Here is a 24,363-nt window from a genome sequence, read left to right on the forward strand (position 1 = left end):
CAACCAGGAGAAACCGAATGCCCCTTAAAAAAACTACCGCCTTTGCCCGCATTGGCCGCGAAATGTCCGCGACCGAACAGGCCGTCGCCGACGCAATCGTCGCAGCTTCGGCACTCATGCATTCCGCCGCACTCGCCCATCGTGACGTTGGCGAAGGCTCGCCGGTCGAAGTGCAGAAGACTTTCATGCGCCTCCTCAAACTGAACGGTGGCCTGATCGAAGCCCAGGGCGAGGCGTTGCGGGTGCATGATCAGCTGATGGACATCGCCCGCGAGACAGGAGCTACCGAACAGCCGACCTGCCCGGAGAAAGAAATCATCTACACGGGCGAGGCGGACCTGCGCGTCGCCTGATCTTGTCTTCTCACAGGCGAAGCCCCACCGTGCAGGACCATGACGCGCTTCGCAATACAGGTCGTCCTCATACTTTTGGTCTTCGCCGCGGCTTGGCGCTTCGGCGCCAAGCCGGAAAAGGCCGTGGCGACGATCTATGCCACGATGTTGTTTCTCGATGTCGGCAAGGTCTTGCTCGTGGGCCAATGGGACGACGGCAGCTACGGCTCGCTGATAACGTTCCGCTTCCTGCTCGACCTTGCCGCCTTCATCGGAGTCGCGAGCATTGCTTTACTGTACGACAGATGGTGGACCCTGTGGGTAGGTTCCGCGCAATTACTCGCGCTCTGCGCGCACCTGCTGAAGGCGGTGCAGGCCCCGCTCAATCCATTGGTCTACTCGACGATGGAACGTTGGCCCGTCTGGATTGCGATTGTCGTGACGGGTCTCGGGACCTACCTGCATTGGACCCGCAATCGGAGAATTGGCGACACCTGACGTCGCTGCTGGTGCCTTTACATCCCGATCCGCAGGACCTGGCCCGGCGGCTGCTGCGGCGCTTCGGATCCCTGGCAGCACTCACTGCGGCCAGCGACGAAGCCGTGCGCAGTTCAGCCCTCGACGGCGAAGCCTGGCCGGAAGCCTTTCTCTGCATTCGCAAGTTGATGCAGGAGGGGATGCGCGAACGGGTTCTTCGCAGCCCGCTGACCAAGGCGCGGGCCGAACTCGAAAAATACCTCATCATGGCCATCGGAGCGCTCCGGCACGAGCGAATGGTCGTTTTCTTCGGTGACACGCAGGGCAACCTAATATCCGAAGACGTTCTGGCCGAAGGGTCGGATGCGAACCTTTCGATCTCGACCCGCGCGCTCGCTGCCCGCGCCATGTGCCTCGATGCCCGCTACATCGTTCTCGCGCACAACCATCCGTCCGGTATCGCGGAGCCGAGCGCAGCCGACATCGAAACGACAGTCGCCATCGCCACCTTGTGTCGCCAGCTGGGCATCGTGCTCCTCGATCACCTCATCGTCACCCGCACCGAAACGGCCAGTTGCGCAGATCGAGGCCTGCTGTGACGCAGGACCAGGAGGATGAACTGCGCGCCATAGGAGAGCGCCTGATCGCCATGGCGGTTGGAACACCTAGAGCACCGGGCCTCGCGTCGACTGTGGAGGCAATCGCCGACGAGAACCTCATCGCCTTTGCCGAATGTGAAATTCGCCGACGTCAGGCGCGACATAGTTCGCTCCCGTCGGACATTTTCGGAGAAGGTGCATGGAATATCCTTCTGGACCTGTTCGTCATGGGGGCGCGCGGGAAACCGGTTTCAATTAGTAGCGCGTGCATTGCCTCCGGTCTGCCACCCACGACCGCTCTGCGATATATCGAGGCACTGGTTGCTCTCGATCTAGTGTTTCGAGAGGACGATCCCAAAGACGCGCGCCGATTGCACCTGAACTTGAGCGACAAGGGTAAACTCGATCTCCGAGCGGCGTTGACGGCGATGATGACTGCAAGTCGGGTAACTAGAGACAATGAGGCGAGCATATGAAAGGCTGCCTCTTCTTCGTCCACATTGAGACCTCGGCAGTCTCGCCTCGGACCGCATCGCTCGCTGCTTGCGAGACCGAGGCCGACGTGGCCGCGCTCCGCGCCGAGTGGCAAAATCTGATTGGCGACGACTGGACGGTGCGCGACAGCCGCGTCAATACGGACTTCATCATTCCCCAACCGCATCCGGCGTGGGAAAGCGGCGGCGGGGTCTTCGATTTCTTGAAGTCGTTCTGGACCGTCTGCGTGCGGCGCCTTCCGCCACTTGATAAGGAACGGCATGCGTCTCCCATCGAGCCCAATCAACCTATCGATGACAGTGCGGGAAGCGGGAGTGCGTTCGCATGGGAGAATGCCGAAGAAGCCGACGCAAAGGAAGCCTGCAAGAAACTGTCGCAGGCCGATACAGGTAGATAACCATCCTGATCGACTGCCCTCCCGTCGGCTTGCCTGTACGAGGAGGCGCGAACCAAAACCGGCCAGCTCGCTTTCCGCCTGCAAATATCCCACAGCCGTCGGTCCGCTTCCGGCCTCCAAGTTGACAATTTTGAGATATAATCAGGCGATTTGCGTCTCAAGCCGAAGTAAGTCACTATCTGATCATGAACGATAAGCTGACCTTCGATCCATCGAGCGTCGAGCTGGAAAGCAGGCACAGCGAGACGTCGATGCCGAGGCTTTGGCTCAAGGCGACGTCACGCGTGACGAGTTAGCGCGCGCAAATGGACTCTTTTCGTCGCCTGCGATCGTCAATCGGCGTGTGGTCCGTAAGTATTAGCATCGTTCGAAGTGAGCCAAGTGTTAGAAGCGGATATCAAGGCCGCGGATGCGAGGATCTCCGCATGACGAGGGTAGTTAAGGACCGTGTAGCCCTTCGTGCCTTTTTCAAGATTGCAAAGGTTTGGGGGCTCACCGACGATGAACAGCTAAGCATTTTGGGTCAGCCAGACCAGGCGACTTTCGATGCGTGGCGACACGGCGAAGGGCCGACGCTTCCAAGGGACACGCTTGAGCGCATCTCGTACGTCTTGGGGATTTTTCAGGGGATCAATACCCTCTTGCCAGATAAGGAGATTGCAGCCGCGTGGGTTCGCCAGCCCAACGATGCTCCGATCTTCGACGGAATCAGTGCTCTTGATCGAATGACTGCGGGCAATGTCAGTGACCTATTGGTGGTCCGGCAGTACCTTGATGCTGAGGCGCCCCCATTGAAAACCTCGAGAGATCGGTTGTTTGGAGCTTTGGAAGGTAAAATCTCGATAGCTGATGACTTCGACGAGACTCCGCCAGACATCATTGATGTGATGGAAGGCCGCTAGCATCCGAAAGCTGATCCGTTGACTCGAATCCGGAGTAGCCGCTTGAACTGAGTTGCTGGTTATTTCAGCAATGCGCCCGCTCGCGGCGTGGCTGCTCTCGAACACATGGCGACTAGAAGCGGAAGTTCCACAAGCGGCCCCAAAGCCGCCAGACCGCTACCAATGAGAGCTGACGGTCAGCATCGCGCCCTAATTCCGGACGTTCGAATGCTCCCTGCGAATGCCTGAAAGCCGACCGGCAGCTTTGCTCCGGCAATGAGCACCGCGAATGTCCGATTATGGGTGGAAAGCAGCCGTTCTCTACCAAGAATCAGCAAGCCTTGGTTTATTCATTCTGGTGCCCCACCGACCGCCTGATAGAGCCCGACCAGCGCGGTCAGCTCATCGGCCCTCACTTGCACCAGCGACAGCTCGACGCCCAGCAAGGCACGCTGTGCATCGAGCTGCTCGATATAGGGTGTGTAGCCGGCACGATAGCGGTTGCGCGCATGGCGCAGCGCATCGGCCACGGCCACCTGCTGGGCTTCGAGCGCAGCTTCCTGATCTTTGAGATTGGCCAGCACCGCCATGCGATCTTCTACCTCGCGAAAGGCGTTGAGGACGGCCGAGCGGTATGCCCAGGCCGCCTGGTCCCGCTGTGCCTTCGCTCCCTCGAGCTGTGCCTGCAGCTTGCCGCCCTGGAAAATAGGGGCGAGAATACTGCCGCCAAGCGACCATACACCTAGGGGATCGGCAAGCAGGTCGGATAGCACCAACCCCGCCGCGGCCCCGAGGTCGATGGAGGGCATGAAGTCGGCGCGGGCCACGCGCATTTGCGCATCTGCCGCCGCAATGCGGTACTCCGCTGCAGCGACATCCGGACGACGGCGCAGCAGCTCGGAAGGGAGGGTCGCAGGTGCCGGTGTCCGGCGCAGATCGGCCAGCGTCCCGCCCCGCTCGATTGCGCCTGGCAATTCGCCGGTCAGGACCGAGAGGGCATTTTCCTGCCGCGCGATCTGCGCCTTCAATTGCGGAACGAGCTGCGCGGTGGCCTGGTACTCGGCCTCGGCCTGCCTGAGGGGGAGCTGGGAGGTGTAGCCGACCTCGGCTCGGTCGCGGGCAAATTTCACCGCCTCCTGCCGTGCAACCAGAGTTTCCAGCAGCACGGAAAGCCGCTTGTCGAGCGCAAGAAGGGTGATGTAGCCGCTGGCGGTTGCCGCGCTTACCGATAGGCGCGCCGCTTCCGCGCTTGCAGCGCTTGCGGCGACCCCCGCCTCGGCAGCCTCGACGCGGGCGGCATTCTTGCCAAAGAGATCAAGCTCGTAGGAAGCGCGGAATGCTGGCTGAGCAGCAACGGTGGTCTGCGCCTGTCCGAACGGCGAAACCTCACGCCGGACGCCGCCCTCGACGCCCGCGCCAAGTGCGGGAAGAAGGAAACCGCGCGAGGCCAGCTCGGTCGCGCGCGCCTCTTCGACACGGGCGGCGGCGATTTGCACATCGGGATTGTTGAGCCGGGCCTGTTCGACAAGCTGCGAAAGCTGCGGGTCACCGAAGGCGTCCCACCAATCCCCTTCGACCGGAGCCGTCACCTCGAGGCTGGTTCGCCACTCGGTCGGTGGAGTAACCGCGGCACCGAGCAGGGCCTCCTGCAACGCAGGCGCGCAGGCAGAGAGGGCAAGCGCGGTGGTGGCCAAAAAAGCGAGCGATGTGCGCTTCACGATCAATCCTCCGTATGGACGGTGGCGACAACCGACATGCCCGGGCCGAGCCGCGTTGCCGCCTCCTGCCCCTTGTCGAGCACGATGCGCACGGCGATGCGCTGCGGCACTTTCACGAAATTGCCTGCCCCCGTGTCGGGCTTCACGAGGCTGAATTCGCTGCTGGCCGCCGGCGCGATGCTCTGCACGCGGCCGGTGAGTTCGACGCCTCCCAGCGCATCGATCTCCAGCGTGGCGCGCTGGCCGACCGCCATGTTCGCGGTTTGCGTTTCCTTGAAATTGGCCACCACCCACAAATCGTCGGGCACGATATACATGAGCTGGGTCCCGGCAGTGACCAGCTGGCCCACGCGCGCGCTGACCTCGCTCAGGCGTCCGGCCCGAGGCGCGCGGATCTCGGTGCGGGAAAGCTCGAACTCGGCGAGGCCCTTGGTCGCCTGGGCGCCAGCCACCTGCGCTTCGAGCGCGCCGCGCCCGACGGTGACCGAGCGCACGTTTTCAGCCGCGATGGCGCGCTGCGCCTGCGCCTGCCTCACGCCCGCCTGCGCCTGTTGCAGCGCTGCACGGGCCTGGTCGCGTTCGCGTAAGGAGACCGAGCCTTCATCGACCAGTTCGGCGATGCGGTTCGTGTCGGCCTGCGCTTTTTGTAGCCCGGCGCGGGCGGCAGCGACGGCGGCATCCTGCGCTTCGAGCTGCGCCTGTGCCGAGCGCAGGCTCTGGGCGCTGTTGGCCAGCGTGGCTTGCTGCGCCGCCGTGTTGGCCGCGCCCTGCTGGAGCTTTTGCTGGTAGGGTGCATCGTCGATCCGGGCGAGCAGATCGCCCTTTTCCACGCGCTGGAAGTCCGCCACCGGCACATCGACGAGGTAGCCTGCGACCTGCGGGCTGACGACCGTGGTGCGCCCCCGGACATAGGCGTTGTTCGTCGTCTCGTCGCCTCCGCCGAAGGGCGGGAGGTCCCAGGCGAACAACGCCACGAGAACGCCGATCAGGATCGCTCCGACCGCCACCACGATGCGGCGGCGGGAGGGATTGGGCGACCACCCTGTCTCCTGCCCGGAAGCGCGCGCGTCTTCGGTCATGGTTTCGGTTCCGGAAAGGTTCGGGTCGATCATTGTCTGGTCCTTGCGAGCATGGCCTCCATGAAGGCCAGTTCCTTGGCGAGCGGGTTGCGCCCGCGGATCTTGTTGATGAACCACGGCACGAAGACGGCGGCGAACGTCACCGCCGACAGCGTGCCGATGAGGAAGAAAACATCGTTGAAGGCGAGCACTGCGGCTTCGCGGCCGACTTCCTGCGAGACGCTCGCGGCGGCGGCCTGTTGCTGAAGGGCGGGATCGCCCTGGAGCGGAGCAGCGCGCTGTGCGGCATTGCCGAGAGCCTGGCCAAGTTGCTGGTTGGCGAGCGTGAGCGTACTGCCCGCATCGATGAGATGCGTCTTCAGGCGCACGGTATGGAAGGCGGACAGCAGCGATATACCCGCCAGGCCACCGATCGATTGCGAGAGCGAGAATATCGCGATGAAACTGATGACATAGCTCTGGCCTGCCGCGAGCGCGCGCAGCATGCCCTCCATCATGATCGGTCCCATCGCGAAGACCGCCGCGAAGGCGATGGCGGCCTGCGTGAGGTAGAGGTCCTGCGGCCGCGTCATCACCCCGGTGCGCGTATCGGAAAAGGCGGCGATGCAGATGACGAGGATCGCGAAGAGCACGGGCAGGGTCAGGTCCTTGGGGTCCAGCCGCACGACCGACAGCGCCATGCCGCCGAACGTCGCCCCGGCAAGCACCCAGAAATAGTCCGTCAGCTGCTCGTTGCCGTAACCCAGCGCGGCGAACATCCCGCTCGCCCCGAAGCCCTGTTCGGCCACGAGAATGCGCACCGTCGCCCCGATCAGCGCGAGCGCGAGGATGGAGCGGCTCGACAGCCAGCTAAGGTCGAGCATGGGGCTCTTGCGGTTCGCCTCGATCAGAAAGCAGCCGCCCAGCGCGAGGATGCTGGCGGCCAGCGCGTAGCCGAGCCATGGCGTGTCCCACCACTGGATGCGGCCTTGGATGAGGAAGGCGCAGAGCGCGGCGACACCGACGATGAACAGGGCGATGCTCGGTATATCGAGCTTCTCGAAAGTCTGCTTGCGGATGCCCGGCGGCAGGCGCAGCCAGTAGACCATCCCCAGGCCGAGCAAGGAAAGCGCGAACTGGAACTGGAAAATGTGGCTGATGTCGCCATCGACCAGCAGCGCTGGCGACAGCGCACGGGTCAGCGGGATCGCAACCTGTGTCAAGCCGAGCGAGATGACCAGCCCGCCGACGCGCATGGCGGGGGGCAGGCCCTGCATGAGGTAATAGATGGCGAGCGCCGACAGCCCGCTGGCGGTAATGCCCGCAACCGCACGCGCGGCGAGTTCGGGATAGAAGCCGGGACCGATCATCTGCACGAAATTGGCCGCGACTAGTCCCGCCATGGCCCAGCGCACGAAGGGCTGGATGCCGAATTCCTGGCGCACGCGGAACAGCAGCATGCTCATCGTGGCATAGGTCGAATAGAAGGCCACCGTCAGCCACCCGGCCTCGACCGGGGTCAGAGCAAACTCGGCCTGGAGCGCCGGGGCATTGGCGAGCTGGAAGCCGTTTTGCGCACCGCCCACCAGCGCCATGAAGACACCGATGGCGAGATAGGCCGCCCGGCGCGCCGGGGGGTGGTCGGGATTGGCCGGAGAGCCGGGGAGGATCGGCATCTCGTGCGGCTTGAACCGATAGCCGTCCACAGTGTCGACGAGGGTATCGCGCCCGGTCATGGCACCAGCGCTCCTGCGACGAGTACCTCTTCGAGCGCGGCTGCAAAACGCGCATCGTCTTCCATGCCGCCGACAAGCTTGCCGAGGCGTTCGCGCCGGGCGACGGTGCTGGCGGCAGAATAGATGAAGTTCGCCACCCGGAACTGCAGGTGCGCCTGTGCGTCACCCCGCTCCTCAGCCGCCGCCTGGGCCAGATCGATGAAGTGGCGGTGCAGCGGCAGCGAAAGCGTTTCGAGCAGCCATTGCGAGCGGTCGCTGTCGATGGTGATATCGCGCAGCAGCAGGCGGGGGACCTCGGGCCGGTCGAGGAGGTAGGCGAGGAAGGCGCGGGCCGAATGGTCGAGCCGCTGCTGCGCACTTGCCTCGTCGCTATTGCCGGGAGCCTGCTCGAGCGCATCCCGCAGGTCGGCACCGGCTTGCGAGACGATATCCTTCCACAAGCCCTGCTTGCCGCCGAAGCGATAGGAAATCAGCGCGACATCGACCCCGGCATCGCCCGCGATCTCGCGCAGCGAGGTGGCTTCGAAACCCTGCGCGGCAAAGCGCTGCAGCGCGGCGCGAGATATCGCCGCACTGGTGTCGGTATCGGTATCTTTAGGGCGTCCCCGCCCGCGTCGCTCAGCCATTCACCGCTCCTTGTGCGCTGCAACATAAGGCCCGGCAAATGATTATTCAATGGTTGTTGAATAAATCGACATGGGCCGGCTGCCAACCGCGCGGAGCGACCCATTCTCCATGGATAAACACCGCCACGCGAACGGTTCCGCCCGACAGGGAAAATTGCGTTTCGAAACCGAACTGCCGCTGGCGTGTTCACATCACGAAGCCCGCTTCGATTGCGACGGGCGCAATTCCCTCGATAAAAGGACTACTCGCATGAAAATCCTCATGGTTCTCACCAGCCACGACAAACTGGGCGATACCGGCAAGAAGACCGGTTTCTGGCTCGAGGAATTTGCGGCGCCCTATTACCTGCTCAAGGATGCGGGCCACGAGATCACGCTGGCGAGCCCGGCCGGCGGACAGCCCCCGCTCGACCCCAAATCCGACGAGCCCGACGCGCAGACCGATGCGACCAAGCGGTTCAAGGAAGACGAGGAAGCGCAGGCCCACCTCGCATCGACCCACAAGCTTGCCGATATCGACGTCTCCAAATTCGACGGGGTGTTTTACCCGGGCGGCCACGGGCCCTTGTGGGACCTGGCCGAAAGCGCCGATTCCAAAGCGATCATCGAAGGCGCGCTTAAGGCGGACAAGCCGGTGGCGCTCGTTTGCCATGCCCCTGCCGTGCTCAAGAATGTCGCCACGCCTGAAGGGGACCCGATCGTGAAGGGCCGGAAGGTCACCGGGTTCACCAACGAGGAGGAAGAAGCGGTCGGCCTGACCGACGTCGTACCTTTCCTGCTCGAGGACGTGCTGAAGGAGCAAGGCGGCGAGTTTACCAAGGACGGCGTATTCGAACCCTATGTCGTGCAGGATGGCCTGCTGATTACCGGCCAGAACCCGCCTTCGAGCGAGCCGGCTGCCGAAAAGCTGCTCGAAACGCTCGCCGCCCAAGAGTGAATTGTGCAGGTACGCGCGTGACGTGCCTGTCTACTCCTGGCGCACTACGGAACACCGTTTAACGGAATGGCAGCTTGAGCGAGAGGTACGACACCTCCCGCTCAAGGCCCGAGATTATGAGTAGGCGCCTTCTGAGTAGGTCAGCTCGTAGCTGTGGCTGTAGACCTCGAAGACGATGCCGAACGGATCTTCGACGTAGCACATGCGATAGGGTTTTTCGGCGGGGTAGTATTCGCGGATCGGCATGCGCTGCTTGCCGCCAGCCGCCACGATCTTCTCGACCAGCCCTTCGACGTCAGGGTCCTGCACGCAGAAGTGAAAGGTCCCGTGGCGCTTTTGATCGAGATTGTCATCGGGGGCGTAGTTATCGGGGAACTCGAAGATTTCGATGCCTACTCGGTCGGCCGTCGCGAGATGGGCGATCTTGAGCGACCTCCAATTGGGGCCGAACACATCTGTGCACATGACGCCGATCGGACTGTCGTCCTCGAACACCTCGGTTGGTTCCATTATGGTATAAAGGCCGAGGACTTCGGTGTAGAATTTGACGGCAGCCTCGAGGTCGGGGACCGAGAGACCGATATGCGAGAAGGTCTTGGGCGATACGTTCATGGTTATCCTTTCACTATCTGACTCCGCTGATATCGACCTTCGGCGCAAGAATTTGAAATTATCATCTGGCATAAGTGTGATAACACTGCGTTATGGCAGAGCTTAATTCGCATTGGCTGAGATCCTTTACCGTCCTTTGTGAAGAGGGCCACTTCACGCGCGCAGCCGAGCGGCTCAACATGACCCAGCCCGGAATGTCCCAGCACATCGCCAAGCTGGAACAGCAGTTGGGTAGATCGCTGATAGAGCGGGATACGCCGGGTTTCGTCCTCACCGATGCCGGCGAGAAGACCCTTGCGATGGCGCGCGCACGTTGGCGCGAGGAACGCGAGTTTCTCGATAGCTTGGAGGACGAGGGTGAGGATCGAGGTGTGATCAGCGTGGCCTGTTCGGGCAGTTTCGCGATGTTGCTCTATCCTAGCTTGATTGCTTGGATGGCCGAGGCCCCGGAAATTTCCTCGCGCCTCACAGCGGCGCCAGAAGAAAGCATCGTGTCCGGTGTTCTCGCAGGGACTTATGATGTCGGCATTGTGGGGGATGTGCCGCGCCACCCGCGTCTGACGAGCGAGCATTTGGGTGCTGAGCCGCTAGACCTGATTTTGCCGCTTGAATGGGAGGGACGCCCGCTCGAGTTCGAGGACTTGCAAGCGCTGGGCCTCGTCCAGCATCCCGACGGGGCACTATATGCCGATGCGGTTCTCGGAGCTAATTTCGCCAGCGAATACCGCAGCACAGAAAGCCTGCGCGTCCGCAGCTTCGTCAACCAGATCGGCCAGATTCCCGCGCCCGTTGCGCAAGGGTTGGCCTATTCGATCCTGCCGCGCAGCGGAGTCCTGGCTTTCCCGCAGCGCGAAAAACTGTCGATCGCGTCCTTACCGCAATCCAGCGTCCTCCAACTTCACCTCATTACGCTGAAGCGGAAGACCCGCTCACCGCGGGTTGAAAAGCTAGCTCGTTTGATCAGAGAAGAGGTCGGCAAACTAACATTCTGAACGACTGCTATCGGGTCGGAAGCGGAATGACCGCTTTTCGATAGAATGGGCCGAAAGCAGACCGACGGCTAGCGGCCCCAAAGCCGTCATGACCTACCACCACTTTTACAACAAATGGCCAACGTTCGTTCAATCCGGCATCGCGCTTGGCCACATGCCTCGGCCATACAAATTCCGAGGATCGATGGCCCTTTCGGGTGTAGGAAATCCATATAGTTTGCGCTGCACAGCCCAGTCGGTCGGCACATTGGAATTTAGAAAGACTTTGCGCGTCAAATTTTGTGGCTGAGTCCCATCGAAAATCGCAGTTACGATGTCAGGGGCCAAATAATTCAGCCTGATCAAGCGCGCGAATTGAGCCGTCCGGCAGCCTTGAAGCTTCGCCAAAGCTTCCAAGTCTAGCTCTCGATATTCTTCCAGAAGCGACTGCGCTTTCCTCGCGCTGCGCATAAGCGCGACTAGCTTTTCGTCTGGCACGCCCGGGCACTCGCTAGCACGAGGGGCAACGTGAAGTGATGGCCAACGTTCAGCCGTCACGGCTCTAACTGCAATCACATGGACGTATCGCGCGTCGCTACATTGCCAATCCGCAGGACGGCCGCGAAACGCCAACCGGCCTTGCCATTCGATGTAGCGGCGAATTTCGAGCATCCGAAATTCGATCGTTAGTTGATCCTCTCCCAGCTCGACCCTGTGAAGGACCGCCTTGAAAAGCTCTTTGCGCTGCGTCTTGGGTGTCGCCATCAAACGCTCGCTAGCTGCAGACCCTTGCCCAGCGAGCACCTCAAGCTCTTGATCGAATAAGCCAAGTCGCTTCAAAGCTTTCCGTAATTTGATCCTGTCGGCGAGAAACTCGGCGACTGACGCGACCACGATAGCGTCTAATTGATCGGCAGCAGAGCGGTATTGCCGGCGAAATTCCTTTTGAGACCAGATCGCGTTGCTCGACACATATGTCGCGTAATGCTTCCCTCGTTTAAGTTTGACGTCGAGCAGCATGTGGCGGCCGAGCTCGTCCCACAACAAGCCTGTGAGGAAATGGTCAGTCCCGCGGCTATGAGGCCCGCTTTTCTTCCGCTCTTGGCAAATAGCTTGCGCTTGATCCCAAACGTTTTGTGAAATTAGGGGCTCGTGTTCGCCGGGATAGGTGCAACTTTCTCCTCTGATCCGTCCGACGTACATCGGGTTCTGCACTATGCTGTAGACTGTGCTCGGATTGATCGGCGTCCCGCCTCTGGCCTTCCCGCGTGGAGAGTATTTGATCGAGCTACACATGCCAGCCTCGCGTACTGCTGTCATGACTTGCGTATAGCGCCGTGTTCGCAGAAACTCTGCGAATATGAAGCGGACGATCTCGGCTTCCGGTTTGTCAATCTGCAAGCCATCAGTAGTAGCGATGTAGCCGAAAGGCGGCAGGCCACCGTGCATTTTGCCATGCCGCTTTCTTGTTCGGATGCTGTCTTTAACACGCTCGGCGATCAGCTCTCGCTCAAACTGAGAGAAAGTGAGCAAGACGTTTAGGATCATTCGCCCCATGCTGTCTGTCGTATCGAAGGCTTGTGAGATCGATACGAGCGCGATGTTTCGCCTGTCGAAAATTTCGATGAGCCTTACAAAGTCGGCGAGACTTCGAGTGAGACGATCGATCTTGTAAACCACCACGACATCGATTTCGCCAGCTTCGATATCGTGCATCAGCCGAGCGAGGGCCGGTCTCTCCAAGCCGCTGCCAGAGTGCCCTCCGTCGTCATAACGTGTCGGAAGTTCGATCCAGCCTTTGTATTGTTGGCTAGTGATGTAAGCGCTGCTGATTTCGCGTTGCGTGACGAGCGAGTTCACATCGTGATCTAGGCGCTTGTTTGTGCTCTTTCGGGTGTAGATCGCGCATCTGCGCGTGACTGGTGAGACTTCGGTACCCATGATTGCCCTCCCTAGCGTCGCGAAAGCTTTTTCAATATGACCTGCCACGCAGCTGAAGCTGGTCTGTATTTACGTCATCGTCAGTAGCATCCTCGAATGAGTTGCAACGACGATCATCTGTCCGCAGTTCTCTCTGGGGAAGCGAGAGCGCGAGGCTAATTCAGCTAAAGGCGCAATCGAAACACCCACAAAGACACTTCCCTTGGCAGCTGCTGCGCCTCGATCACCCTAGCCCTCCGCATCCCTAATTTGCGTGCGAGACCTTGGCTGGGCACGTTGCGCTGGTGGATGCGTGCGTATAAAATGCTGCTAGGTAGTTCCCATTCGGCCCAGTCGATTACCGCTGTCGCAGCTTCGAATGCATAGCCGCGTCGCCATTTGTCTGCCCTGATACGCCAGCCAATCTCGAGCTTGCCATCGAGTGGGCTTTGCCGCTCCGACACGCGGATGATGCCGCAGAAGCCTAGGAATGCTCGGTCCCACTTGCGCTCGACCACCCAAAACGTGTGGCCGTGCCGTGTTTGATGCTGTTGATACCACGCGACCTCGCGCCGGATTTCCCGCTTAGTGCTGGGGCCGTCGAGATACTTCATGACCTCTTCGCTGTTGCAGTGCTCGTGAAATGCTTCGACGTCAGCGGGCAGCCAGTTTCGTACGCGGAGCCGTCGTGTCGTTAATATCGTGGATCTAGTCATAGAATTGCCTCGCTGAACGTGTCGCCGGAAAGCCCCAGTGTTGCGCTATTTCCTGAAAGGGACCTCGAATGGATGGAGTGAGCGCGGCCGCAATGAGCAGCGCTCTTTCACCTCTCACCATTCTTCAGGAAGCATGACCGTAAGCACCCGCTCGGTGACATCGGGATCAGCAGGGTCGGGCGATGCGAACTTCATCGCTTTGTCATAGTAGTCGATCTTCCAAAGCAAGTTCGTTCCGGCCACGTCGATATCGCCGAAGTCGCGCTCGCCGTGTGGATCATTTTCGACGTCGAACTTTTCGTAGGATGCGAGCTTTGTTAGCAATTCTGTCGACTTAAATCCTGCCATCATCCTTACGCCTCGTGTCAGCATGATTGCACCACCCGCACCGTGCTTGCGAAGTTGATCGTTCAAGCGCGCGATTTGCTCTGCGCGCGGGGTATCGCAGGCGCACTGCGCCCGTTCACTGCCTGTCATGGCCGTATCCTTTCTTCATCGATGTTGGAGTTGGCGGATCCGCCGCCGACGGAGCGCTATCGCGCCGATACCATCGCTCTTACCGCGAAGGTTCTAAGAGGCTGAGTCGCCTGGCGAGTACGCCGCATCCCAGTCTGTTGTTTCGTATCTCGCAGAGTTGAGCACCTTGAGCGCGCAAGCTCGCCACAAGATCGTGTCGACTGTAGCCGCTCGGTAGCCTGATGCTGCTGACAACCGTGCACACAGCTCGTCGGTCGAAGTGTTCTCGGCGCGCGCCAAGCGCTCCATATGGACATCTGGCTTTGCGACGTCTGCTCCGAAGTTTTTAGCCAAATGCAGCGCCGTTATGTCGCCTATCCATGGCAAAGAACGAAGCGCGGATACCTTGTCGTCTGCAGCCAAGTAGTCAGCGTAGTGCCGCTCGCGCTCGCGCCAGATCGCATCGATCGCCAGAGACTTGCCGGGGTGGCGAAAGACATCGGTCACGCTGTCGCCGATCCGAAGCGCGTTCATGCAGCGATCGTAGATCACCGCGGCGACTGTGTTGGCCATACCAGAATTGCAAATCACATAGATCGTTTGCTCGGCGAACTCGTCCGCGCCAGCTGGAGGCGCAAGGCTCTCAGTCCATTCAATCGTGGGTCCGTAGCCGCGCGCCCGAATGGCCGCTTCGAGCAGCTTGAAACGCTCCAGCGTAATCACAGCATTCGCACGAGCTTGCGCTGCGCATCCCTGTCGCCTTCGATGTAACGCTCCGTCGTCGTGAGCGCGCTGTGGCCAGCGAGCTCTTGGACATCACGCAACGAGCCACCTGTCTTGCTAACGAGCCTGGCTGCCGTCGTGATGAACGTACGCCTGCCAGAGTGTGACGAGCAGCCATGCAGTCCGAGCTCCGCATAGATGGCGGCGAACCAGTTTACGATGCTCCTAGGTGTCATATGCGAACCCCGAAGCGAACGTATCACCGATCCGCTTAGTGGTCGGCCGCTGGCTCGATGGTGTTGCTCGAGACACCGCTTCAGCTCCGGATGGTTGGGAAGCGCGCGGCCTCTGCCATTTTTCGCGATCGTGTTGGAAATGGTCAGTGTTGCGGCGATCCTGCCTTTCGCAGTGATTGCCATACTCCAATCCAAGCCAGCGATTTCACAAGCACGCAACCCGGCTTTGAAGCTCAGTAAAATAATAAGGCGATTGCGCACGGCAAAGCGACCTCGCCCAGCTCGCGCGCAGAGGCGACGAACGTCGGGAGGCGCCAGCACCTTGGCGGGCTGGGTCATAAGATCCTCGATGTTTGATTAAACTACTGTAATCGTAGCGAAATCTAGCGAGAATGTCAAGTTTTCGTAGGTATTCCAGTGACTTGTTCGGGCGATGCCTGTGCCAGAATATCGCCGAGTACACTGTCGATTTCCGCCTCCGAGATTAGCCAATTGCGGTAGCGCGGCATCCACTGCCCACGACCTTTGCATGAGTTTTTGACGGCTTCGATCAGATCGGAATTGGCATCGTTTCTGATGGCAAACCGGCCATCGGGAATACGGCTAACTTTGACTTCGCCGGTGGATGTCTGAAAAGTCCACGGCCCATCGCCGGCTAGGTCGCAGGGACTGTTGGAGACGACTTGCTGATCATCTTTCGTGACTTCCGCTGGCTCGGTCTCGTCCTGTTTCTCCGACAAGCCCAACATGGCTATCCAGTCGTAGTCAGTAGGCTGATGAGCAGCTGCTAAACGCTGTCCAAGCGCATCAAAATCTTGCTCCGACATTCCAGACAGAAAATGCTTTGACACCATCCGTAAAGCCGTGCCGAAGCCGATGCTGTCAGTTTCTTTCTGCCACCACTGGCCAAAGTTGTCCGATTTCACGACGTGCGCGTCGTCGGGTAGTTTCGAACGATCAATGCTGGATCTGGGAGAGATGAGGACGACAGGCTGGATTTTCTGGATCGAGGCGATTTTGTTTGCCTCGAGCCATTGGCGTAGGAGCTTGCATTGCCTGCGCGCTTGATTGACAGGTGATGGAATGTCTCGTGGTTTTCCGCGGCTCCACAGCGTCCAGTCGCCATGCTCATCGCACGTCAGGCGGCCAGCATAGTTTTTTGTCTCTAAAACCCACGCTGTGGCTTGGACGCGATGGATGACGAGATGATCGATTTGCGCCACTTCGCCATTCAGCTCCAGGCGCAAGTCGTGCAGTATTCCCAGCTTCTGGCTTTCGCCGAATTCCCGCCCGAGAAAGTGCGCTGCATCACGTTCCCCCGCGCGGCCCGCACGAATATTTGCGATCTGCTTCTGGATGCGTGTTTTCTCTGCGTAAGATGCCGTCTCATCAAGCTTTTGGAGCTGCTCGATATCGCTCTCGCGATCATCGGCTTCTTTCCATATCATTTTGCTCGACCGCCGAAGTTCAATGGACGCTGCCATTGTTGCGGTTTAGGAGCTGCTCGCTTTTCCGCATGATGGCGACATACGTATTAGCGCCTAGTATTTCGCCACGCTCAAGGAGCTGGTCGGCCCGCATGGCAATGGCGATAGGCGCTTCGTTGCCATGTTTTTCGACGTAGTGATGCGCCACGGCCCATTGCTCCCATTCTGTTACGGGAGGCGCTGTCACGCGAGCAGCCAGTACAGAACACTGCCTAGGCCCAGCATGGCCAACGCAAGCCAAAAGCCAAACTCGAGCTTGATGATGACGTCGTCGTCAGAGCTATCGTCATCCCATTCACGCATAGCGTTACGCTAGCGAGCGCGTGCCCAAGCACAAAGCACTTTCCTACTTGGAACATTTATAGAACATGCGAACTTTGCAAAGCTGGAGGTTCAGATGTTCGTGTTGGATTCGACGAGTGTTTTCGCGTTGGCTGCGTTGCTGACGGCAGCGAGCGCATTGGTCTGGTCGATCAGACGGAAACCATGAGTAGCAAGCGGCTAGGGGACGTGGGAGACTTCAGCAGAGGCGAAGCCGGTCGCGGCAAGTTGGTGCCGTCTTGAGATGCTGCGTTGTTCGGGCGGCGGCTCGAAGCAGGTCAGACTAGGATTAGCTTTTGCTCATGAAGGTTCCTGAGGGTGAGGCGCTCCAGGGCATTTGCGGGTCTCGGCTGGTTGAATTTCGGATATCACTTAGCGCGATTGCGAGAGCCAAATGGTTCTATTAGTTTCCGCAGATGCGTTACGTTTTCACCGCGTCGATCCTATTGGTTGCGCTGTTCGTTTTTGCACCTGTGTCGCCAGTAGCGCTACTGCATGTGACAGGACTGAGCGGGGCTGAGAGCTATGACGGCGAGCCCGTTTACATCGATGGTCTAAACTGTGCGATCAAGGGCAATCGTAGCCGTAAAGGTGCATCGATTTATCACATGCCTGGGCGACCATATTACGCCGCCACCAGAGCGGAAAGGCGCTTTTGTACGGAAAGCGCTGCAAAGGCAGCAGGCTTTCGAAAGTCGCGAGCGTATTGATGGCTGCTTTTTTGTCGCATGTGACGAAAGTGGTCAAAGATCATGTCCGTATGTCACTCCGCCCGAGGCTGAAAGCTTCCTGTCGGCTAGCGGACGAAAGTCGCAACCTTTAAATAATCGAGATGTGGGCGCAACGCTGGCATCCTCGCTGGCCCGTAACAGGTGTTGTAGATTCGAAGGTAAGGCCCATGCGGCACCTTGCAGCGATTTGCTGTTCGAGGGCCACTCTAACCTGAACCCATGTGAGCTGGACCTTGAGCCAATAGCAAAGGAAATGTTGACGGCCTCGGACCGCGGCAAGAGAGGTGTCTTGAACTGCTTGCTATCTTCTGCGACGAACCGACCTGTCGCCTATGATCCGGCGATGGGGCTTGGTAACCCCGAAGCTTGCGGCCGGTCGTGAACACACGACCGGGTGGCCGTCGCGTATGTCCAAGGCTCGCCTAAAGGCGGCGGCGCCTTGGCGCGAGCTCAGGTTACCAACACCCGGTTTCACCGGCATGCCCCTGATTTGTAATGAGGTGCATGACGATGCGGATTAGAATGACCGGAGCTTACGACCTCGATCGTTTCCAAGATGCAATGGATGTTATCGTTCAGGGCCTTCGGGGTAATGGTGCCACAGAATTTAGGTCAGTGACAATTTACCTCCAACCGTTCCATTACGGTCGCCCACTGGACTTAAGTGACAAAAACACTGGGGCAAACATCAAGGGTCTCACCTTTGAAGGTAGGGAGAAACGAGCATTTAGAGTTTTTTCTCCGCGTCTCCAGGCGGACAGCGAGGATTGAAGAGGGGTCACCGACACATCCCTCTTTAGATGTTCTGTGAGAATTTGCCTTTCTACTGATCGAACTCGCGAAGGGCGGCTTCACGAATGCGCGCGACATCCAGATAGGCACGCAAAGTTTCTCGGTGATTGTGCCCTGCAAGCCTAGCAAGCTCATTCAAGATGTCTTCTACGCTGAAATTGGCACCAAACGTACGCCGAGCCTCGCTTATCAACTCTATCGCTTTGGTAGTAAGGTAGTATGCACGGAGTCCGTGACCGCTACCTCTGACCTTCGCGCTCTCAAAAGCCGCAGATACGATATCTTTGATACTTCCGCGACTAAGCGGACCGCCGTCTCGCCAGGATAAGAAGATTCGATTGTTATTGCGTCGCTTTGCACCAACGCGGTTCGCGATTAAAGTTTGGCGCCTGCCCCAGACATGATTCAGAAGCCTGATCGCGAGATCGATAGGTACCTCAACTTCGCGCTTTTTCCCTCCTTTCTCAACGATTGGGGCGGCTATCACTGTGCGGCCGCGTTCAAGAAGGCCGTTAAGTTGCCGCCTAATCCGGATCTGCTCGCTCTTTGCCTGATGCAGGTTGCCAATGCTTTGGGCTTCAATCTCGATGCCTGCACTCTCAAGCATTTTATCAAGTGTTTCAATTTTTAGGCTTTCGACTCCCATCGCTCGAAGTCCAATCCTCGCCTCCACCTGACCAATCAAAAAGTTTCTTTCGCTGAGAAACGGATCATCATAGTTGCCGAGTTCTGTGAGAATGCGGCCGACTTCTACATCGGTGGGAACACGCGGTGCGCGTGACCCCTTGCCCACTTTATATTCCAATTTCATCGACCACTGGATCAATCCTTGATCGGTGATATTGGCCTCCGAAAGCGTCTCGAAGAACGCTGCAGTAGTTTGCGCCAAAGCGGGATCTGAGCGAAGTCCCTTATAGAACTGCCAGACCAGCTCCTTTCTACGGTAAGCTCGGGCGGCACTTAATTTTCCCCCCCGGTTTCCTCGGTCCCCCCAGCGATGGTAGTCTGAAGGAAGGGCGTCTCCTAAAGTCTTTTTTCTCGCAGCTAGCCAGTTGAGCCAGTCGGCCAAAATATAACATTCTTGCTCAAGCGTGCTTGTTTTAAGGCCTTTGTACACTCCCCTATCGAAGCAAAAGCGAAGGACCTGTTCATCGACTCCTCTGTCCGACCAAACCAGTAGCGCAAAGTCTCGCAAGAGCGCTCCGCCGATCTCCATTTCACCTTTCAATCGATGGACACGTACCCGACTGGCAATTTTAACCATTCGGAGGGCTGCGCTTGGCCGCGCTCAAAGGAATCAAAACACTCAATCTTTCGGTAAGTTCAGCGATCTTTGCTTTCGATGATTCGACCATCGCCTCTTTGGCGCGAAGAGCCGCTTCGGATTCTCTGAGGCGCATCAAAATCTCAGCGTTCTGGCGGCATAATGCGTCCCGTTCAGACTGGATGAGCCAAGTTTCGACAGACCTATCTTTTGGCGGGCGAGGCCCTCTCATTGATTTGCCAGTCTGAAGCTTCACAAAGCTTGGTAAGATCCGATCAAATCGAGCACGTAGATCTGCATTTGGCCCACCAGGCGCAGCCACCGAAAAACTTTTCCAAGACGTCAAGGGAGGCGTATCCCAATTTTGTAGATCTTTGACCTTAGCGATGATCGGATATTCCGGCGGTATAACGCCGCTAGTGGTTGCCTTCTCGAGCAACTCAACCTTCAAGCGGAAGGATCTACGTGCCTCTCGTTCTGCCATGACGTAAATCAGTCCCGCAAACGGAGTTCTCGCTGCTCTTTAAGGAGAGCGAGACGACTTCGTTCGAGCTTTCTGACTGCAGGCGATCGTTGCGAAAACTCGGCTCGCTCCAAGGCGGCTATAGTCTTATCGCATACGCTCTCGTTTTCTGGAAACTTGACCCCGTTGGCACAACGACCGCAAATTTCGTCTGAAGCATACGATTGATCTGGCCCGCTTTTGACTGGCTCGCCAAACTGTGTGGCGAGCTTCAAACACTCTGCTTGCGCTAGGTCAATGGCGCTCCCAGTGCACTTACAATAAGAGTGACCAAGTTCGTTCGGCTCCAATTGTGTTGCTTTAACAACGGGTGCGATTGCCTCGATATAGGTGGCTTGTTTAACCTTATCGTCGGCGGTTTCTAAGCAATCTGCGTACGCTGCGATCTGTTTATATAGCTCCCGCTTTAGAAACTCCCCACCGAAGCCTGTCATCGTCTCGCGTCCATCGAGGACGGCCAAGAAGCGCTCCTGGCGGAACTCCTGTCCGGCCTTGTCAAAATCCTCCAATCGCTGCCGCGCGCGATTTTCGTCTTTCTGCGCAATGAACCCGGTATATTTGCTCTCAGTTATATAGCGGCGCGTTTGATTGGGGTCTGAGTGCCGATAAAAATGTGCCAGCGCGATTAGCTGAGGGAAGCGATAGCGGTTGTAATACGTAACACCGAACCAACGCCGAAATTGGTGAGGGCGCGGTGACCATTTCAAGCCGTCTGCAAGTAGGGGAGTTTCGACAAACTTCGAAAATCGAGTCAAAGCTCGATATATTTGGACTTTGCCAGACCTCTTAACCTCTTCTGAAGAGGCCTCGGATTTTCCAGAACGAACTGCAAGTAGCTCATCAAATGCTACGATCCACGGTTCTCCGGTACGAACGCGCCGCTTCTCAGAAAGCCAACGAAGGACATCCACGGCTGCTTTAACGGAAGCTGGGATGGGGATCTCATCAACATCCCGCAAAGTCTTCTCGATATAGCACCTGAGCGATAGACCGATATCGGTCTCGATAATACAATCATGTCTAAGAGAGTTTATCTCATTGTGCCTACGAGCGGAAAAAGCGGCGATGACTATCACGCATGCTATCAGCAGATACTCGAAGAGTACTGTCCTTAGGCTAGGTCTGGTCCGGCCTCCTCGGGCGGCCTCAAAGTAAGCGCCATGGACCGGCCATGGAGAGCCGGGCTCGTCTAATCCGCATGTAGGCTCAAAAACAGCTAGAACATCGTGGATAGCGCGCTGATGTGGGCGCCAATGCCCATCTGGACCAGTTAATTCATTGGTTCGTCGCTCTATGTCTTCGATGAGGCGCTGAATGTCGGGTGCATAATCGTGAACCCAAACCAACGCCTTGTCTATTAAGTAGCACGCCTGCAGGGCCGGAACCGTAAAGGTGCGCTCTGCTTCTCTATCAGTAATGGACCTCGCTATTGATTGCTGAGTTTCTCCAGGAAAGGGGATGAAACCAAGTGGGTCATGGCTGAGCTTCGAGGAGAATGTGTGTAAAGCGAAAAGCGGAGAGAAGAAATTCGCTACGCGGTTCTCTGTCGGAACTATATCATCCTTGCCGACTGAATTTCTGCGAGGAACTGGCAATCCCTGTTCGGCTACTAGTTCCCAAATCTCACGCCGCAATGAAGGAGGAACGCTCGTCATGTTCGGTACGCCAAGCTCCCTCAGGAGGGCGTTAGATGCGAATTTAACTTTGGTGCCTTTGCGGTAAGTAGGCAACTCCCTCCTTCCCGATTGGATACCCAGTTTTATGGCCTTGAAAGCTTCCGCGACTGGAGGGAGCCCTGCGATGCCACGAGTTCTGACCGACTCGCGAAGATTCTCAAGAACGTCTGCAGTTAAATCTGAATTGCGGTAGATGCCGATCCCAATACGCCAGCGTACAAACTGCAGATAATTTCTTGCAAATATGGCTGCTACTTTTCCTGCAGTTATTGACCCCGCTCTTATGGAGCAAAGCAGCAGAAGCTTCGCGGTGAGCAGATCTTTATCGAACTGGAAGTCAGACAATAGTTGGTTAGAGGCAATTGGGACTTCGAACGATATGGGAACGCTTGCCGCCCGAAACTCCGCTGCATCCTCTAAGCGAATTACCCATCGATTCTCCAAGAGGGATCCGGATATCAACCAAGGAGGAATCGGATATTCGCTAAGCACCTTTTCATGGAGCGTTTGCTCTGCTCGGTGCTTCTCAGTTTTAGATTCTGGTGTGGGCTTGGCGCGTTTCATGTGGGTATCTAGAATGCCCGGAACAGCTCAAGTTTGCCGTCTGCCAGTTTGTGGTGAATATCATCGGCAATCGCTTTAAATCGCTCTGCACGGGGGCCAGAAGATAGGGCATCCCAGATGGCAATCGATAGCGCGTGGAGAGGTAGCCATATGCTGACCCAACGACTCGGGTTTCTCGCGAAAAACTCGTCTTGCGCATGATCGAGAGAAAGCCTGAGTAGTGCGGCCGAAGCCATTCCTGAACTTGTATCTGAATACTCGATTGGCGTCAGTTCCAATTCGGCAGACCCAGGAGGAGTGCAAAAGTCGACATTCTCGTAGAATGCAAGGCCGCATTCTAACGCTCTTTCGCGCAGGCGATCGAAAGCCGAAGGAGGAACTGATTGGCTTGTCCTATTTTTCTTCGCAGGCGCTGCGACCGCAACTTCAAGTAGGTTTTGGAAATCCCGTATCTGCTCCTCCAGGTGGATCCGGATATAGGGCCGGTTCAAGTAATTTTGGAATGTGGTTTTGGAGCTCTGATGGTTTGCTGAGACTGCGGCAAGCTCGACATCCCCATTGCGACCAGTTGCCTTCATTTGAATGATGGTAGGTCGAATATGTTTGCGTCGAATTGGAAGCCCACCAATAATCGGGTCATCGGCGTGATCTGTCAGCAGGCGGGTCCACCAATCGCGAAAGTTCCCAGCGCTCGCCTTCCTAACTTCTCCAGCATTATTCAATCCAGTAGGTAAGATCCAAAGCCAGTCTTCAACGTTATCGCCTCCGAGGCGGTCTGAGCGAGGAGCGCCATCTTGCGCATCACTGGCTGAGCGCTTCGCCGATTCTTCTTTCGCCCGGCGTCTGATCGGTTCTGAAATCTCAAGCCAAATATCGATGGCTCGCTTGCCTGAGATTTTATATCCCATCGAATTGAGAAACACCTGTCCTTCGCCAAGAATTGCTTGAACTCTCTTGGGTCTAGGACGGTTTTTAATCGAAGATAGAACGTGGAGGTCCACTCGTCCGGAGCTTGGTTTGCCCACGAACGGCTCAGAGGAAAGATCATTGCAGGATTGAACGTTGAAGCCCGACTCAATCAGTACAATCGTATACGCTGCAACCAATGCCCTGGTCCCACCTTCAAGGAACTCAGCTACTCTCTGCGGGCCGCCATGAAGCGTTACAAGGTGCCGAATACCAGGCGTAGACCAATCATCGCTGCCACTAACTTTGCCATCATGATTTTCGACAATATGGGCCAGGAGGTTCGCCAATTTCAGTCCTGCGTCGTTAGTCGGAAAGCATGCCTCCACTATTCTAGGTAACTTGGACTTCCTCTTGGCGAAATCCGGAATACCCGCGAGCCGGAATTCAGCCCGTTCAAGCGTCGATGGGTCTTGAAGGTCCTTTCTAGAAAGAAGTTCTTGGCCGCGCTTGTAGGTTTCGTGGCAGTCTATCAGCTCTGCCTCTGCAATCGTTCTCAATCGATTTAGCCGCTCTCCATTTCGCGCGACTGTGCGAGCATAGAGGCCGGCGTTGCTGTTGCTATGACGATCAAGTTTGCCGTCAGTGAACTCGAGCTCGCCCAAGGAGGGCGTCACCCCCCTCTGTCTCTTCAGTGTACATTTTAGAGTATTGATTTTCGGCCAGCCCATGGGTGTGGCGAGGCTCCGTATCGCCGCAGAAAGTGCCTCGATAACTGGTCGACGAGTCGTCTGATTTGATGTCGAGAATATTGACCGGTCGTTGGGGTCGTTGGCGCGAGAGACGAAGTCGGACAATGCGTGCTCAAAATCATCAGCAGCGATCGCGGAAAATTCACATGCGATCAGCTTTTCTCGGACCAGCCGAAGCGGCGCCGCAATCTGTGGTTCATCAGCTCGATGGAAAAGGTCAATTAACCACCTGCGGAGTCCAGCTGCGCGTTTGGAATTCGAGGATGATGGTCCATCGATCCATTTCAAGGTGAACTCATCGAGGAGCTTGCCTGTGAAGGCCGGGCCGTAAAGCTTTCGGACCTCACCAAGATTGACAAGTTCACCCGCGAGCCGAACCGACGAGAAAGGAACTGCTTCTAATTCCCGATCCGAAATGGGCCTCTGAGACAATGCGATGTGGGGTCGCTGCTCACTC

Annotated in this window: 25 protein-coding genes; 9 read left to right on the forward strand and 16 right to left on the reverse strand. The window is 57.8% G+C overall.

Annotated elements, in window-relative coordinates; all coding sequences use genetic code 11:
• Positions 1-17: 17 nt before the first annotated feature.
• The 6 genes from Q9K02_RS03035 to Q9K02_RS03060 all read left to right on the forward strand — a co-directional run bounded on the left by Q9K02_RS03035 (position 18) and on the right by Q9K02_RS03060 (position 3,202).
• A complete protein-coding gene (locus Q9K02_RS03035; RefSeq protein ID WP_305931561.1) occupies positions 18-353 on the forward strand; it encodes a hypothetical protein in 336 nt (111 codons plus the stop codon).
• 39 nt (positions 354-392) lie between these two features.
• On the forward strand, positions 393-830 hold the full coding sequence (locus Q9K02_RS03040; protein WP_305931562.1) for a hypothetical protein: 438 nt from the start codon (positions 393-395) through the stop codon (positions 828-830).
• Complete coding sequence (locus Q9K02_RS03045; RefSeq protein WP_305931563.1) at positions 797-1,408, forward strand: JAB domain-containing protein; 612 nt, start codon at positions 797-799, stop codon at positions 1,406-1,408. Before Q9K02_RS03040 ends, Q9K02_RS03045 begins: the two co-directional genes overlap by 34 nt.
• Positions 1,405-1,884 (forward strand): helix-turn-helix domain-containing protein, encoded by a 480-nt coding sequence (locus Q9K02_RS03050; protein ID WP_305931564.1) that lies wholly within the window; start codon positions 1,405-1,407, stop codon positions 1,882-1,884. Before Q9K02_RS03045 ends, Q9K02_RS03050 begins: the two co-directional genes overlap by 4 nt.
• Positions 1,885-1,970: 86 nt before the next feature.
• A complete protein-coding gene (locus Q9K02_RS03055; protein WP_305931565.1) occupies positions 1,971-2,300 on the forward strand; it encodes a hypothetical protein in 330 nt (109 codons plus the stop codon).
• 425 nt (positions 2,301-2,725) lie between these two features.
• A complete protein-coding gene (locus tag Q9K02_RS03060) occupies positions 2,726-3,202 on the forward strand; it encodes an antitoxin Xre-like helix-turn-helix domain-containing protein (RefSeq protein ID WP_305931566.1) in 477 nt (158 codons plus the stop codon).
• A 329-nt stretch (positions 3,203-3,531) separates the two neighbouring features.
• Here Q9K02_RS03060 and Q9K02_RS03065 read toward each other — a convergent pair whose 3' ends face one another.
• Genes Q9K02_RS03065 through Q9K02_RS03080 form a run of 4 tightly spaced genes read right to left on the reverse strand, consistent with a single transcriptional unit; the run spans position 3,532 to position 8,319 of the window.
• Entirely contained in the window at positions 3,532-4,899 is a 1,368-nt protein-coding gene (locus Q9K02_RS03065; protein ID WP_305931567.1) for an efflux transporter outer membrane subunit, read from the reverse strand.
• 2 nt (positions 4,900-4,901) lie between these two features.
• Positions 4,902-6,011, reverse strand: a complete 1,110-nt coding sequence (locus tag Q9K02_RS03070) for an HlyD family secretion protein (RefSeq protein WP_305931568.1) — start codon at positions 6,009-6,011, stop codon at positions 4,902-4,904.
• The gene (locus Q9K02_RS03075) at positions 6,008-7,693 is read right to left on the reverse strand and encodes an MFS transporter (RefSeq protein ID WP_305931569.1); all 1,686 of its coding nucleotides are present in this window, start codon (positions 7,691-7,693) and stop codon (positions 6,008-6,010) included. Before Q9K02_RS03075 ends, Q9K02_RS03070 begins: the two co-directional genes overlap by 4 nt.
• Positions 7,690-8,319, reverse strand: coding sequence for a TetR family transcriptional regulator (locus Q9K02_RS03080; protein WP_305931570.1), 630 nt, complete (start codon positions 8,317-8,319; stop codon positions 7,690-7,692). The genes Q9K02_RS03075 and Q9K02_RS03080 overlap by 4 nt, the downstream gene beginning before the upstream one ends.
• Positions 8,320-8,569: 250 nt before the next feature.
• Here Q9K02_RS03080 and Q9K02_RS03085 point away from each other — a divergent pair, with 250 nt between their 5' ends.
• Positions 8,570-9,256, forward strand: a complete 687-nt coding sequence (locus Q9K02_RS03085) for a type 1 glutamine amidotransferase domain-containing protein (protein WP_305931571.1) — start codon at positions 8,570-8,572, stop codon at positions 9,254-9,256.
• A 114-nt stretch (positions 9,257-9,370) separates the two neighbouring features.
• Here Q9K02_RS03085 and Q9K02_RS03090 read toward each other — a convergent pair whose 3' ends face one another.
• The gene (locus Q9K02_RS03090; RefSeq protein ID WP_305931572.1) at positions 9,371-9,868 is read right to left on the reverse strand and encodes a lactoylglutathione lyase family protein; all 498 of its coding nucleotides are present in this window, start codon (positions 9,866-9,868) and stop codon (positions 9,371-9,373) included.
• A gap of 92 nt (positions 9,869-9,960) precedes the next feature.
• Here Q9K02_RS03090 and Q9K02_RS03095 point away from each other — a divergent pair, with 92 nt between their 5' ends.
• Positions 9,961-10,860, forward strand: coding sequence for a LysR family transcriptional regulator (locus tag Q9K02_RS03095; protein WP_305931573.1), 900 nt, complete (start codon positions 9,961-9,963; stop codon positions 10,858-10,860).
• 129 nt (positions 10,861-10,989) lie between these two features.
• Here Q9K02_RS03095 and Q9K02_RS03100 read toward each other — a convergent pair whose 3' ends face one another.
• The 7 genes from Q9K02_RS03100 to Q9K02_RS03130 form a co-directional block, all read right to left on the reverse strand.
• Positions 10,990-12,780, reverse strand: a complete 1,791-nt coding sequence (locus Q9K02_RS03100; protein WP_305931574.1) for a recombinase family protein — start codon at positions 12,778-12,780, stop codon at positions 10,990-10,992.
• Positions 12,781-12,944: 164 nt separating this feature from the next.
• The gene (locus Q9K02_RS03105; protein WP_305931575.1) at positions 12,945-13,475 is read right to left on the reverse strand and encodes a GNAT family N-acetyltransferase; all 531 of its coding nucleotides are present in this window, start codon (positions 13,473-13,475) and stop codon (positions 12,945-12,947) included.
• A 114-nt stretch (positions 13,476-13,589) separates the two neighbouring features.
• On the reverse strand, positions 13,590-13,952 hold the full coding sequence (locus tag Q9K02_RS03110; protein ID WP_305931576.1) for a DUF3768 domain-containing protein: 363 nt from the start codon (positions 13,950-13,952) through the stop codon (positions 13,590-13,592).
• Positions 13,953-14,045: 93 nt separating this feature from the next.
• Positions 14,046-14,654, reverse strand: a complete 609-nt coding sequence (locus tag Q9K02_RS03115; protein WP_305931577.1) for a hypothetical protein — start codon at positions 14,652-14,654, stop codon at positions 14,046-14,048.
• On the reverse strand, positions 14,651-15,229 hold the full coding sequence (locus Q9K02_RS03120; protein ID WP_305931578.1) for a tyrosine-type recombinase/integrase: 579 nt from the start codon (positions 15,227-15,229) through the stop codon (positions 14,651-14,653). Before Q9K02_RS03120 ends, Q9K02_RS03115 begins: the two co-directional genes overlap by 4 nt.
• A 56-nt stretch (positions 15,230-15,285) precedes the next feature.
• Positions 15,286-16,374, reverse strand: a complete 1,089-nt coding sequence (locus tag Q9K02_RS03125; RefSeq protein ID WP_305931579.1) for a nuclease-related domain-containing protein — start codon at positions 16,372-16,374, stop codon at positions 15,286-15,288.
• Positions 16,358-16,525, reverse strand: a complete 168-nt coding sequence (locus Q9K02_RS03130; protein WP_305931580.1) for a hypothetical protein — start codon at positions 16,523-16,525, stop codon at positions 16,358-16,360. Before Q9K02_RS03130 ends, Q9K02_RS03125 begins: the two co-directional genes overlap by 17 nt.
• 781 nt (positions 16,526-17,306) lie before the next feature.
• Between Q9K02_RS03130 and Q9K02_RS14580 the strand changes: the two genes are divergently transcribed.
• Positions 17,307-17,408: a sunset domain-containing protein gene (locus Q9K02_RS14580; RefSeq protein ID WP_479692278.1), complete on the forward strand. Its 102-nt coding sequence runs from the start codon at positions 17,307-17,309 to the stop codon at positions 17,406-17,408.
• 844 nt (positions 17,409-18,252) lie between these two features.
• Here the strand turns inward: Q9K02_RS14580 and Q9K02_RS03140 are convergent.
• Genes Q9K02_RS03140 through Q9K02_RS03155 form a run of 4 tightly spaced genes read right to left on the reverse strand, consistent with a single transcriptional unit; the run spans position 18,253 to position 24,338 of the window.
• Positions 18,253-19,437, reverse strand: a complete 1,185-nt coding sequence (locus Q9K02_RS03140) for a hypothetical protein (protein WP_305931582.1) — start codon at positions 19,435-19,437, stop codon at positions 18,253-18,255.
• A gap of 40 nt (positions 19,438-19,477) precedes the next feature.
• Positions 19,478-19,969 carry a hypothetical protein gene (locus tag Q9K02_RS03145; protein ID WP_305931583.1) on the reverse strand — a complete coding sequence of 164 codons (492 nt, stop codon included), beginning with the start codon at positions 19,967-19,969 and terminating at the stop codon, positions 19,478-19,480.
• An 8-nt stretch (positions 19,970-19,977) separates the two neighbouring features.
• On the reverse strand, positions 19,978-22,248 hold the full coding sequence (locus Q9K02_RS03150) for a site-specific integrase (RefSeq protein ID WP_305931584.1): 2,271 nt from the start codon (positions 22,246-22,248) through the stop codon (positions 19,978-19,980).
• Positions 22,249-22,256: 8 nt separating this feature from the next.
• A complete protein-coding gene (locus Q9K02_RS03155) occupies positions 22,257-24,338 on the reverse strand; it encodes a hypothetical protein (RefSeq protein ID WP_305931585.1) in 2,082 nt (693 codons plus the stop codon).
• Between the last annotated feature and the right edge of the window lie 25 nt (positions 24,339-24,363).

Origin of the sequence: Qipengyuania profundimaris, from assembly GCF_030717945.1 — a bacterium.
Lineage (GTDB): Bacteria > Pseudomonadota > Alphaproteobacteria > Sphingomonadales > Sphingomonadaceae > Qipengyuania > Qipengyuania profundimaris.

Excerpts from the sequence above, each read along its gene's own strand:
- Q9K02_RS14580 (WP_479692278.1), top strand. The coding sequence starts at position 17,307 with ATGCCTGGGCGACCATATTACGCCGCCACCAGAGCGGAAAGGCGCTTT.
- Q9K02_RS03150 (WP_305931584.1), bottom strand. The coding sequence starts at position 22,248 with ATGAAACGCGCCAAGCCCACACCAGAATCTAAAACTGAGAAGCACCGA.
- Q9K02_RS03110 (WP_305931576.1), bottom strand. The coding sequence starts at position 13,952 with ATGACAGGCAGTGAACGGGCGCAGTGCGCCTGCGATACCCCGCGCGCA.
- Q9K02_RS03140 (WP_305931582.1), bottom strand. The coding sequence starts at position 19,437 with ATGGAGATCGGCGGAGCGCTCTTGCGAGACTTTGCGCTACTGGTTTGG.
- Q9K02_RS03095 (WP_305931573.1), top strand. The coding sequence starts at position 9,961 with ATGGCAGAGCTTAATTCGCATTGGCTGAGATCCTTTACCGTCCTTTGT.
- Q9K02_RS03100 (WP_305931574.1), bottom strand. The coding sequence starts at position 12,780 with ATGGGTACCGAAGTCTCACCAGTCACGCGCAGATGCGCGATCTACACC.
- Q9K02_RS03125 (WP_305931579.1), bottom strand. The coding sequence starts at position 16,374 with ATGGCAGCGTCCATTGAACTTCGGCGGTCGAGCAAAATGATATGGAAA.
- Q9K02_RS03040 (WP_305931562.1), top strand. The coding sequence starts at position 393 with ATGACGCGCTTCGCAATACAGGTCGTCCTCATACTTTTGGTCTTCGCC.
- Q9K02_RS03145 (WP_305931583.1), bottom strand. The coding sequence starts at position 19,969 with ATGGCAGAACGAGAGGCACGTAGATCCTTCCGCTTGAAGGTTGAGTTG.
- Q9K02_RS03070 (WP_305931568.1), bottom strand. The coding sequence starts at position 6,011 with ATGATCGACCCGAACCTTTCCGGAACCGAAACCATGACCGAAGACGCG.
- Q9K02_RS03120 (WP_305931578.1), bottom strand. The coding sequence starts at position 15,229 with ATGACCCAGCCCGCCAAGGTGCTGGCGCCTCCCGACGTTCGTCGCCTC.
- Q9K02_RS03085 (WP_305931571.1), top strand. The coding sequence starts at position 8,570 with ATGAAAATCCTCATGGTTCTCACCAGCCACGACAAACTGGGCGATACC.
- Q9K02_RS03105 (WP_305931575.1), bottom strand. The coding sequence starts at position 13,475 with ATGACTAGATCCACGATATTAACGACACGACGGCTCCGCGTACGAAAC.
- Q9K02_RS03075 (WP_305931569.1), bottom strand. The coding sequence starts at position 7,693 with ATGACCGGGCGCGATACCCTCGTCGACACTGTGGACGGCTATCGGTTC.
- Q9K02_RS03080 (WP_305931570.1), bottom strand. The coding sequence starts at position 8,319 with ATGGCTGAGCGACGCGGGCGGGGACGCCCTAAAGATACCGATACCGAC.
- Q9K02_RS03035 (WP_305931561.1), top strand. The coding sequence starts at position 18 with ATGCCCCTTAAAAAAACTACCGCCTTTGCCCGCATTGGCCGCGAAATG.
- Q9K02_RS03060 (WP_305931566.1), top strand. The coding sequence starts at position 2,726 with ATGACGAGGGTAGTTAAGGACCGTGTAGCCCTTCGTGCCTTTTTCAAG.
- Q9K02_RS03090 (WP_305931572.1), bottom strand. The coding sequence starts at position 9,868 with ATGAACGTATCGCCCAAGACCTTCTCGCATATCGGTCTCTCGGTCCCC.